The 11,405-nt window shown below is 36.1% G+C and carries 3 protein-coding genes, 1 tRNA gene and 9 pseudogenes; 6 read left to right on the forward strand and 7 right to left on the reverse strand.

Annotated elements, in window-relative coordinates; translation table 11 throughout:
• Positions 1 to 509: 509 nt before the first annotated feature.
• Positions 510 to 1,983: pseudogene (locus HET73_RS03545) on the reverse strand (ABC transporter ATP-binding protein); the annotation flags it as partial.
• Between the two features lie 590 nt (positions 1,984 to 2,573).
• Here HET73_RS03545 and HET73_RS03550 point away from each other — a divergent pair.
• The gene (locus HET73_RS03550) at positions 2,574 to 2,771 is read left to right on the forward strand and encodes a hypothetical protein (protein WP_174134025.1); all 198 of its coding nucleotides are present in this window, start codon (positions 2,574 to 2,576) and stop codon (positions 2,769 to 2,771) included.
• 466 nt (positions 2,772 to 3,237) lie between these two features.
• Here HET73_RS03550 and HET73_RS03555 read toward each other — a convergent pair whose 3' ends face one another.
• The 3 genes and pseudogenes from HET73_RS03555 to mutM form a co-directional block, all read right to left on the reverse strand.
• Positions 3,238 to 3,381, reverse strand: a complete 144-nt coding sequence (locus HET73_RS03555; RefSeq protein ID WP_174134026.1) for a hypothetical protein — start codon at positions 3,379 to 3,381, stop codon at positions 3,238 to 3,240.
• A 42-nt stretch (positions 3,382 to 3,423) separates the two neighbouring features.
• Positions 3,424 to 4,010 (reverse strand): annotated as a pseudogene (gene pdxH / locus HET73_RS03560) (pyridoxamine 5'-phosphate oxidase).
• Between the two features lie 16 nt (positions 4,011 to 4,026).
• Positions 4,027 to 4,841: pseudogene (gene mutM / locus HET73_RS03565) on the reverse strand (bifunctional DNA-formamidopyrimidine glycosylase/DNA-(apurinic or apyrimidinic site) lyase).
• Between the two features lie 128 nt (positions 4,842 to 4,969).
• Here mutM and HET73_RS03570 point away from each other — a divergent pair.
• Positions 4,970 to 5,042: transfer RNA gene (locus HET73_RS03570), tRNA-Thr, on the forward strand.
• A 49-nt stretch (positions 5,043 to 5,091) separates the two neighbouring features.
• Here HET73_RS03570 and HET73_RS03575 read toward each other — a convergent pair.
• The 3 genes and pseudogenes from HET73_RS03575 to HET73_RS08070 form a co-directional block, all read right to left on the reverse strand.
• Positions 5,092 to 5,995: pseudogene (locus HET73_RS03575) on the reverse strand (Rpn family recombination-promoting nuclease/putative transposase).
• Between the two features lie 146 nt (positions 5,996 to 6,141).
• Positions 6,142 to 7,658, reverse strand: a pseudogene (locus HET73_RS09655) (acyl-CoA carboxylase subunit beta).
• 215 nt (positions 7,659 to 7,873) lie between these two features.
• The gene (locus tag HET73_RS08070; RefSeq protein ID WP_246209938.1) at positions 7,874 to 8,302 is read right to left on the reverse strand and encodes a hypothetical protein; all 429 of its coding nucleotides are present in this window, start codon (positions 8,300 to 8,302) and stop codon (positions 7,874 to 7,876) included.
• A gap of 321 nt (positions 8,303 to 8,623) precedes the next feature.
• Here HET73_RS08070 and der point away from each other — a divergent pair.
• The 4 pseudogenes from der to HET73_RS03605 all read left to right on the forward strand — a co-directional run.
• A pseudogene (gene der, locus HET73_RS03590) lies at positions 8,624 to 9,952 on the forward strand (ribosome biogenesis GTPase Der).
• Positions 9,949 to 10,471 (forward strand): annotated as a pseudogene (locus tag HET73_RS09420) (disulfide bond formation protein B); the annotation flags it as partial. The pseudogenes der and HET73_RS09420, both read left to right, overlap by 4 nt.
• Before the next feature lie 36 nt (positions 10,472 to 10,507).
• Positions 10,508 to 10,983: pseudogene (locus tag HET73_RS03600) on the forward strand (demethoxyubiquinone hydroxylase family protein).
• 104 nt (positions 10,984 to 11,087) lie between these two features.
• Positions 11,088 to 11,405 (forward strand): annotated as a pseudogene (locus HET73_RS03605) (inorganic diphosphatase); the annotation flags it as partial.

Genomic DNA, 11,405 nt, shown 5'->3' on the forward strand with positions numbered 1-11,405 from the left:
CGAGGGACACAACCAGCTCAGCGATACGACCAGGACATCCTGCCGCCGCATATTCTGCCTCTCATGGCAGAGCTCTCAGGAGCTATTTTCCAGCAATACAATGCTCGGCCTTACTCAGCAAAGGTTTCATAAGAATGCCTTCGACAAGTTGAAACCCTTCCATGGCCAGCAAGGTCCCCAGATTTATCCATAATCGAACATGTATGGGACGCCGAATTGGACATCTTACATGTTTGGTAGATTTAGAGGCTCAATTGCAGCGTTTTTGGGCAAAAATGCCTAAGGACTTTATAAGGAACCTGTATGCCTCCATTCCAGCACGTTTTGCATCTTGCATTCACTCTAGAGACGGCGCAACAGGATACTAGAACCCACATTTCATTTGTGAATTTCTCAGCAATAAGTTTTCCCTTTGATCTGTAATTTTAATCATTTATTCAAAGTGTGATCCTGTACATATCCACCAAGTTTCATAAAATTACACCAAAGATTTATGGGTGTTGCAATTTCAATTCGGAGGTTGCTTCATCCAATATTAAGACCTGAGGATTTTTGAGTATGACTCTTGCTATTATAATGCGCTGTTTTTGTCCTTCAGAAAGTTTTAATCCTCTTTTCCCTACAAATGTGTCAAATTTATCAGGCAGCTTGTCAATAAATTCCATTGCATAAGCACTGATAGTTGCTTGTCTCGCTTCCTCATATTCAGCATCTGATTTACCGTACAATATATTTTCCATTATTGAACAAGAGAATATCATGTGATCCTGTGGTACCAAGCCAAATAATGATCTGAGGTTACTTAGCGCTATTGACTTAATATTGTTCCCATCAATAGCGATGCTGCCTTTGCTCTGATCATGAAAACGGAGCAGAAGCTTTAAAATGGTGCTCTTACCGCTGCCAGATGGACCAACGATTGACACTGACTGACCTGCCTCTATAGAAAATGATTTTTTGCTTAACGCCGGCTTATCAACATAAAAAAACGTTAAGTCGTTAAATGAAATTTCTTTTTGAACACTATAACATTTGAACACTATAGAGCTTTTCATGTTTATAAATTCAACTATTACTATTCCAAAACCTCGTTGTAAATCGCTGATATTATCGCTTAAATTATTTATAGCTCCTGCCGCAAGCGCTGAATAAAACACAAATGAAGAGAGCTCTCTAATGGTCATATTGTTGTGTAAGACTTCTTTGATACCAAAGAAGAGCAAAAGAACTAGCGAACCTATTACACACGAGATAACCAAAGTTATCAAAATAGCGCGCAAGAGTACTAGTTTCACGTATGATTTTGATACTGAATTTAGATATTCCCTAAAGCGGATATTTTCATTTTCTTCCAACACAAACGACTTGATGGTTACTATAGATCGAATATTTTCCTCAATAAGTGATGCGAGCTCACTCAGCTTCCTCTGGGCAAAGCGTGCATAATTGCGCACTTTTTTTCCAAGTGAAGTCATGATAATGAGTAATATGGGTAATTATTCCAGTCGCATATGCAGTTAGGTGTAGATTCGTATATAATAACATGGCAACACTACCAATCAGTATTACAAAATTTCGTAATATGGTGAGTAGGCTGCTATTTATTATTGATTGCAATACAGAGGTATCAGTAATTGACGCTGAAATAACATCTTGTACGCCTGTGTTCTCAAAGAAACTTTGTTGTAAATCGGTAATACTGCTATATAAGTCATATCTGATTCTTGCAATAGCTTTCTCGCAGCCAATTCCAATGAAATGTAGTCTAATAAATACAGTGAGAGAAATGGCTAAAACTATAAATATTGTTACCACTAGTTTAGTGGTAAAATTATGCTCCGCGCCAGAATCAATTACGCTTCTCAAACCCCTGCCAAAAAGGAGGATCGCTAAAGCTGAGAATAGAACTTCAATAAAAGCTATAATGAAATAATGTAAATTAGGTTTTATGTAGTAAAATACCTGCCTAATATTAGATCGCATTTTATTTCGAAGTTTCTAGAGTTAAGTATATGAATTTTAGTTTCAGGAGAAAGAGGAAAGGTATTAGTTGAGAGCAATCTTATTAGGATGGCATAAAAACTTACTTGACAACACCCGCCAATCCCCTTACAATAACAATGAAGCAAATTATTTATCTTCTCTGTACAATTAAACGACAAAAAAACTTATGTATCTGGCGTCTCATGTTTAATTTTTTGCACCTCATGTCTTTTACATTGTCTTTTACATTACAAACTAGTGTTGTGAATTGCGCCTATTTGGGCGCTTAAAAAGATTAAAAAACGCCAACTGATAAAATGATAGTGAATAACTAGCTGCCCTTTGTTTCTTTTGACTTTTTTTTGTTTAGTAAATTTCTTAACGTTTATATTTGACACTTCAAAATCAACTGAGTCACGGTTATTATACGTTTAGAATAAGAGAACGCCATGTTTGAAAGTTAAATGTAAATAACTAGCAACCCACGGGAAGTCTTTGCCATTTTATTCCATTTGGTAAATTTCTTAATGCTTACATTTAACATGAAAAAATAGATCCCAGTACTTGTATGACAAAAAAGAGCTACTTGGGTGACAAGAAAAGGGCTACCGGATGACACCGAATTGGATGACAAGAAAGGGCTGTCATTCCAGCCCGGATCACACAATAGGTTTGGTAAAACAACTATAAAAATATATGCCCTTTTGCCAGTATCACGCGCTTGGATGACAGGAGGGACCTCACTGGATTTAAATCCAATTGAGAAGTTTTGGTTTGCCATGCAATAAAAAAAGTGCTGCCAAGCCTGATATTAATTCGATTTTGTCTTTCAAAAATTACCTGAGTTAGCTATAATATGAAAGTCAATACAATATTACCTACACTCAAACAAGAAAATGGGGCCTGTGCGCGGCTATTGTCATTCCTCTTCAATAGTGCAATCAGGACAAAGACGATCTCTCTCACACCACCACATGGCACAATCACTTACGTTATCTGCTATATCATCTGAGTGATTAATTTCTGTGTGGATTTTTTCAAATTCATCAAATGCTATAAGGTGAAAATCTCGATTTTCATTTTCGAGTGGCTTTACCCCAGAACTGGGATCCGGGTAGGCTCAAATTGTAATGTTCGTACAGTTGTGTGTCACGCACTGGGAAAGGCTGTCATTTCAACCCAGATCACACAGTAGGTTTGGTAAAACAACTATCAAAATATAATTTTTTTGATGAAAAAAACTGGATCCCAGTGTCACGCACTGGCATTGGAGTGGAATGACAGGAGGAGTTGGATGACAGGAGAAGGATGAGTGGAATGAGATCCCAGTGTCACGCACTGGGATGACAGGAGGAGGGGCACTGGGATATGGCTACTTGAATGACAAGAAGAGAGCACTTGGATAACATCTTCCTGACAAGCTCGTATTACAATAGTTAGTTAAGGATACAGTTGCTCTATTTTCCAACTGCTTCCCGCAACAAGAGTGTATCTAAATCTAGTGTGTCTCCTGTATTCGCCTTCTTGCCAGAATTCAATTGTTTGTGGGATTACGTAGAATTCCACCCACAAAGGAGACCGGGGGACTTTTGCATTGTAAAATTCCTTCTCCTTAAGCGCAAAAGCTTGATCGAAGTCTGGCCTACTTTTCAGAACGCTCGATTGTTTCGAGGACCATGCGCTAACTTGACTATCGCGTGCTCGGGAAGAAAAGTATTTGTCAGCTTTTTCGTTATCTAAAATCTTAACATCTCCTTCACTTCGTACCTGCCTAGAAAACTCTATCCAGTGAAATACTAATGCAGCTTTGTGGGATTCTCGGTCAGTTCTTTTCCTTTTCTACTATTTAAGTTAGTGAAGAATACGAAGCCTTCTTCGCTATATTCCTTTAGCGATACCACTCTTGCAGATGGAATGCAGTCTTTGCCGCAAATCGCCAACGCCATTGCGGCTGGCTCTTTACACGAAACTGCTTCGTACCACTTTGAAAACAAATCAAACGGATCTTTTTCAGTTGAAAATGTCATACTCAAAAATAAAACCTTAATTCTGACATGTATTGCAAAAATAAGTACTACGGCCATTTTGTCTTATAAGTGTTATGATATTGTTACAGATCTTGCAAGGTTTTTGAACTTTACCATATACGTAAAAGCTATTTTGAAAGTATCCAAGAGATCCAGATGGCTGCGCATAATCTCTCAATGTTGAACCACCTGTAGCAATTGCATTACTTCGAGTATTTTTTATTTCAGTAGCAAGTTTTTCACACTCTCTGTATGTCAAATCTTGTGCTGATCTGAGTGGTGATATGAGGGCTCTAAACAAGCTCTCAGAAGCATATATGTTACCTACACCAACTATTAATTTATTGTCAATTAATGCTGATTTGATATTTGCTTTTCTGTTTTCAGCAACTTCTGTAAATAGCTTCCATTAAATTTATCTGTGAGAGGCTCTATTCCAAAGTTATTAAAAAAATTTACCTTTTGTGCTTTATTCAAAACGATAATTAATCCAATCCTTCTTGGGTCATTAAAGACTATTGAAGTGTTGTCAGAAAATAAAAATATCACGTGAACATGTTTATTTTGTACTTGATTATCTTCAACATATACGAGCTTTCCGCTCATACTGAGGTGTATAGTAACTGCTATGTCATTGTCTACATGCCAAATGATATATTTTCCCATGCGTTTTATATCACTTATGACTTTGCCCTTTAGTACATCATCTATATTTTTGTTATTGGTACACGTAAATTCCAATTGTTCACTATAACGTCACTGATCTGCTTGTTTTTTTAATTTATTAAGCAAGAAGTTAGAGATTACTTCCACTTCCGGTAGTTCTGGCATCTTGTCTACTCTATTGCTGCCTTTTTCTTTTTAAAATATTTTGCTTTAAAGCTTTCGCTAACCTTCTTCTCTCTTCTTCTTTTCCTTATTCTTTTCTATGTAATTCATTATCATTATATATAAATCCTGCCGTTATAGCTCAGGTGGTAGAGTACGTCATTGGTAATGACGAGGTCCCAAGTTCGAGTCTTGGTAACGGCACACTATTGTACTTGCAAAGTTGCATATCTTGTAAAAAAAACGTAACCGTTTACTGGTTTTTACTTAAATCTTTAATCTCACTAATGGAAAGACCAGTACACTCAACAATAATGTTGACGTCAACACTATTGTCCAGCATTGCTTTTGCTGCTTCAATTTTTCCTTCTTTTCTACATTCTTCTCTACCTTTTTCCATACCTTTCTCCATACCTTTCTTCATACCTTTCTTCATACCTTCTTCAAGTTTGTATTCAAGAATGGCTTCTTCTTTGTACAAATCCATTAATCTTTCTTCTTATGCCGTTAGATCTTTTTCATTCCAGTTAAACCTGTCTAATTTATCATATGCTCGCTTTATTATTTGTGCTTCTCTTGCAATCTTCTTTAGATCTTTTTCAGTGGTTTCTTCTGCATGCTTGGAAAAAAACACCAGCGTTCTACTCTGCTTGTTATATGCTCTACTTTATTTTTAGGAAATTTAGGTATTTCAATAAACACAAATTGAAAATCTTGTAAGTCGTGCTCATTAGTTTCTTCATCTCGTATAGTATGGCTAGATATGTAATTGGACTTATCAGGAAATAAAACACAGTTTGAAATCGCAATAAAGATCTTCTGTAAATTAGCGTACTTACCAACTTGTCTTAAGTAAGCTTTTGCAGCGTAATATTGAGCGCGCTTTTCAAAACCTTTATCACGAGTGAGCTGCATTTCAACTACAAACCTGTTGCCAACAGAATCCTGACAGAGAACATCAACTATACTTTGTCTCTCAGAGGCAATTTCGGGGTTCAAAATGGTGCTGATAAATTCTATTAACTCCAAACTATAAACTTCAGTACACCCTAGAATATCGTTCAAAAAAATGGATGAGAATGTTCTTATTTTTTTCAGTGCCGAAGATTTTCTTGAATCAGGTCCAATTTTGGATCGAGAAACTTTGAAAAAGCCATAAGAAATCCACTTAAAAAGCATTAATAATTATAAACTATTATTAACAATTATTCAACTATATTTTTTAAAGATAGTTAGTTCAGGCAATTTTCTGTATTTATTTTAAATTAAAAAAGCTCAAGTGAAAGACCGCGCTCTTCTAAAGTTACAAAGGCAGATTATCTTGCTTTTTGCATATCCTGTCTACTTTCTTGTTTTTGAGCAGCTCTAATGTTTTGTAAATGTGAGACCTTGTTTTACTTGGCACTATTATGTCATCAATATATCCATGCGATGCGGCAAACAATGGATTAGCAAATTTTTTCTTTGTATTCTTTAATCAGTGGTTGTTGATCTTTTTCATGTCGAAATATAATTTCAACTGCACTTTCAGGGCCCATCACAGCTATTTCAGCAGTTGGCCAAGCGTAGTTTATATCACCTCTTAGATGTTTGGAGTTCATGACAATGTATGCGCCGCCATACGCTTTTCTAGTAATAAGGTTGATTTTTGGCACATTAGCATCAGCGTAAGCGTAAAGTATCTCTGCTCAGTGCTGTATTATATTATTGTATTCTTGATTTGTACCTGGCAAAAATCCTGGAACATCGATGAGTGTGATGATAGGGGGGAATATTAAATGCATCACAAAATCTTACAAACCTTGCAGCTTTTCTTGAAGAATCAATATCCAAACACTCTGCAAGGTGCGTAGGTTGATTTGCAACAATGCCGACGGTATTTACTGTAATCCTACTAAAACCAATTATGATATTACGGGCAAAATCAGGTTTTAGCTCAAAAAACTTCCTTTCATCACACACCTTTTCAATCAGTTAATACAATATCGTAAGGAATATTAGGATTATGAGGAATTAGAGTATTTAAGGATTCATCGATGTCATCAACATCATCGCAGGTTGGTACAGATTTCGGAAACTCTTGATTATTTGCTGGCCAAAAGGTTAAGAATTCACGCATATTTAGCATCATTTCAACATCATTATTAAAGGCAAAGTCTGCGACTCCTGTTTTGCTTGTATGGATTTTAGCGCCACCGAGATCTTCGTGGTTTACGTCTTGTAGGTGACCTTTTTTATTACATCTGGTCCGGTTATAAACATGTATGAACTGTTTTTCACCATGAAAGTAAAGTCAGTTAATGCTGGAGAATAAACTACACCGCCAGCACATGGGCCCATAATTAAAGAGATTTGTGGTATAACAGCTGATGCATTTACATTTCTTTGAAAAATTTTTCCATAGCCAGCAAGGGAATTTACTCCTTCCTGAATCCTAGCTCCACCAGAGTCGTTTAGTCCGATAATTGGAGCTCTGGCGTTGATTGCCATATACATAATTTTGCATATTTTTTTGCATGTGACGCACCAAGCGATCCACCAAAGACAGTGAAATCCTGAGAATAAACAAAAACCTTTCTGCCATAGATAGTACCGTGGCCGATTACAACACCGTCACCTAGAAAATTAGCATTTTGCATACCAAAATCAGTTGCGTGGTGTTTTACGAATTTATAGTACTCTTCAAACGAATTTTCATCGAGTAGTACACTTAGCCTTCCTCTAGCAGTTGCCTTTTGCATGTTGTTTGTTGATCCTATCATGACCGCTTCCTTTTTCAGCTTCTAGTCGCAGGCTTTCTAGTACCCTAAAGTCTTGCATGGATGTGTCAATATTGTCCATAGAAAAAGGAGGAGGTAAAGCAGACTTGTGCTGTGCGCTTGTTAAATCTGTTGATGGATTGATTGTTACTACTTCTCTTTCAATTCCTTGTTAGTTTGGAGCCAATGAGGCCAATTTTGCTAGAGTCATGTCATTATATTTATCCATCTCCTTATTCTCGTAATAGCCAATTTTTTTTACAGCTTTGTTTTTCTCTAAGTCCTCACAAGACTTGTATTGCCACTTAAATCAGTACAAAATACGTTACCATCTCCACTAACATTTAATGTAATACTGCAATCTCTATCACCCACTTTCCAGTGAAATTTAATTGCACAAGATTCATTGAGTATTTGATAAAGCCTTACACCATCGTCACCAACGTGAAACACGCACCAACTTTTTATCTTCTTTACCAATGTAAAAGCTCCAATCTTTGGATTACTATCCTTTAAGGCTTTACCAGGAAATGAGCTATCAAATTTTAACTCACCTTTGCCGTCTTTTAACGACACCCATGCAGTAAATGATTTATCTTCTTTTCCTCTCAACCTCACATCTACAGAATCATTACCTGTATATTCAGCAAGTCTTTTTTGAATTAAACTCACAAATCTCTTGGTTTCCTCATCACTTGTATCCAAAAAAAGCTCCTTATTTGTATGTGACCGGGATGGATCATTGAGATTCTCCAATGCTTTGGCCAAATGTATATAGTTATATGTACGAGTCTTTCTGATATAAGGTTTTCCCTAATTTATAAGTTTTATAAGTTGATTGAGCAACTTGATCTGAATTCATTGTTAAAGTCTCATTTGCATCATGCATAACTACCCCTATATTTTACATAATAAAATCAAGATAAAATATCTTGATTTTAGGATATTGATGAAACCTATAAAGTCAATAGTTAAATTGAAAAATTTTGATTATAATTTACTGTGTACATAATATGTTCTTAAGCTATGCTAAAAATCGCTATAGTAGGCCTACCAAACGCTGGAAAATCAACCTTATTTAATAGGCTAGTGGGAAGAAGAGCAGCAGTAGTTAGTAACATTCCAGGAGTAACGATAGATAGACGTGAGGGAGTTGGAAGAATTAGTGATTTGTAGTTTGAAGTTATAGATATAGGAGAGTGGAACGACCAAACTAATTTTTTATTACAAGTTATTTTGAACAAATCGAATTTTCTCTATTGAGTGCGGATGTAATTTTCTTTCTTGTTGACACAAAAATGCAAAACGAGCAGTACAAAGTGTTTGCAAAGTGGCTGAAAAGAAAGACGAATAAACCTATAATACTCATAGCAAATAAATGCGAGAGCCATAAATCCGAAGATGTTGATTACCTGCAGTTTTTTGATTTTATGGGCCCGGTGTACATTTCAGCTGAACATAATCTTGGCATGGTTGATCTTTATGATGCGTTGGCTAGTGTTATTGAAGATTTTAATGAAGGAATTGAACTACCTGACAGTGAGTCCAGTAGACTAAGGGTTGCAATCATCGGCCGTCCAAACGTTGGAAAGTCAACTTTTTTAAATATTTTATTTGTAGAAAATAGACTAATAACAAGTTCAGAACCAGGAACTACACGTGATTCTGTGGATATTACATATAATTATAATGGAGAACTAATTACTCTTATCGACACCGCAGGAATTCGCAGAAAGGCAAATGTTACCGATGACTTAGAATCAAGGTTAGTTGATAAAAGCATGGAATCAATAAAGCGCTGTCATGTGGTGGTTTTTAATGCTGGACTCCCTTGTGGGTATTGAGCAACAGGATTTATCAATCGGTGAAGCTGCGATCAAAGTAGGAAAGGGAATTATCATTGTTTTAAATAAATGGGATTTAATAAATAAAGATGATAGGAGCAAGTTGATAAAATTTGTAAAACAACATGAAATAACTAGGTTATTCATGGAAATGTCAACTATAACAATTTCTGCGTTGAAAGGCATGCGCTGCAGTGATGTGATAGATAAATGCCTTGAAGTAAACAAATATTTGAACAAGAAGATCAGCACTGCAAAATTGAATAAGTGGCTGATTGATGCTTTGGATAGGCACTCTCACCCGCTTGTAAAAGGTAAGGCAGTTAGAATGAAGTATATCGCTCAAATTGGCACTAAACCTCCAGCTTTTTCTTTGATATGCAACATACCTGAGAGTGTTGATGAAAGTTATAAACGCTATTTAATCAATGACCTTAGAAGAAATTTCTTTACTGAAGGCGTGCCAGTCAGATTGCTTTTGAAAAAGAATAAAAATTCCTATGCAAAATGAATACTCTGCTTTATACTTTAAAGAGTCTTTGTAGTAGTTTGCTTAAGATTATGCTTAATAACTCTAGAATTCCTGCAATCTTTCTGCTGTCAAGTGCTGTTGCTCTAATTTTTGCGTATGTACTGGAGTATTTTTATAATATGCCGCCATGCAAACTATATGAGCGGATAGTTTACTATATTACAGGGTTGCTCGCAGTGGCATATATACTCAAAAACAACAAAATTAGTCTATGCGATGTTTTGCAGCTATCTCATCGGTGCAATAATATCTTTTTATCATGTAGGTCTTGAGCTTCATTGGTTCCATGACATTTTAGGTTGTACAGAGCGAGCAAATGGTAACGTTAGCGTAGAATAGCTGAGAAATAATCTATTAAACCCTAATTACTCTCCATCTTGTGATAAACCTCATTATATTTTTGGCGTTTCCTTAGCAACAAGGAATCTTATTTATCTTATAGCAGCTCTATTTGTACTGGGTACAATGCATTGTGGAGAAAGAAAAAATCTAAATAACCTAAAGTATAGCAACAGTAAATTCTTACAGCAAGCAATCAGAGTAAATCATGCTGGGGAAAATTGAGCGCTATTTGTATTTACTCTGGCCAAAAATTTATTCTTAAGAAATCTTCTATAATCAACGAAATAATTGAAATGGAAGAGCAGGAAAAGAAACATTTTCATTACTTAGAGATTAGAGAGCAAAAGTCTCGCCCTACTGTTTTATTGCCAGTTTGGCGTGTGCTAGGTGCATCACTTGGTGTTGTCACTGCAGTTATGGGCAAAAAAGCTGCTATGGCTTGCACTGCTGCAGTTGAGGAAGTGATCGGAGAGCACTACAAAGAGCAAGTTGCACATTTAGAAGATGGAGAATTGAAGGAAACAATAAGTGAATTTCGCGATGAGGAGCTAGAGCACAGAGATATTGCAATTGTGCATAACGCTGAAGGTGCATTCGGTTACAACATCTTATATTCATTCATAAAAACAGGCTACAAAGCTGCTATTTATTTATCTAAGTTAATTTAGCTGGTTCTCATGCGACTCTTTGTTCATAAAGATGAAATTATATAAATGTGGCAACTGAGGAGTATATACTGTATAATGTTTACTCTTAAAGTTAAGAGGAATTTATGGATTTGAGCAAGATAACTTCAACACCAGATGCAGTGAATGTGATAATTGAAATAGGTGCAGATGCTGATCCTGTAAAGTATGAATTTAATAAGGAATTCGGATTATTACAAGTTGATAGATTTTATCTACCGCAATGGTCTATCCTTGCAATTATGGATTTGTACCAAATACTTGTGCAGGCGATAGTGATCCCGTGGATGTTTTGGTATTAACTCAATACCCCTAAGCGTCTGGTGTTTTGAAATCGGTGCGTCCAATAGGTGCTCTACTTACTAAGGATGAGAAAGGAGAAGATGAAAAAATATTAGCTGTGC

This window comes from Wolbachia endosymbiont of Atemnus politus, assembly GCF_013309895.1.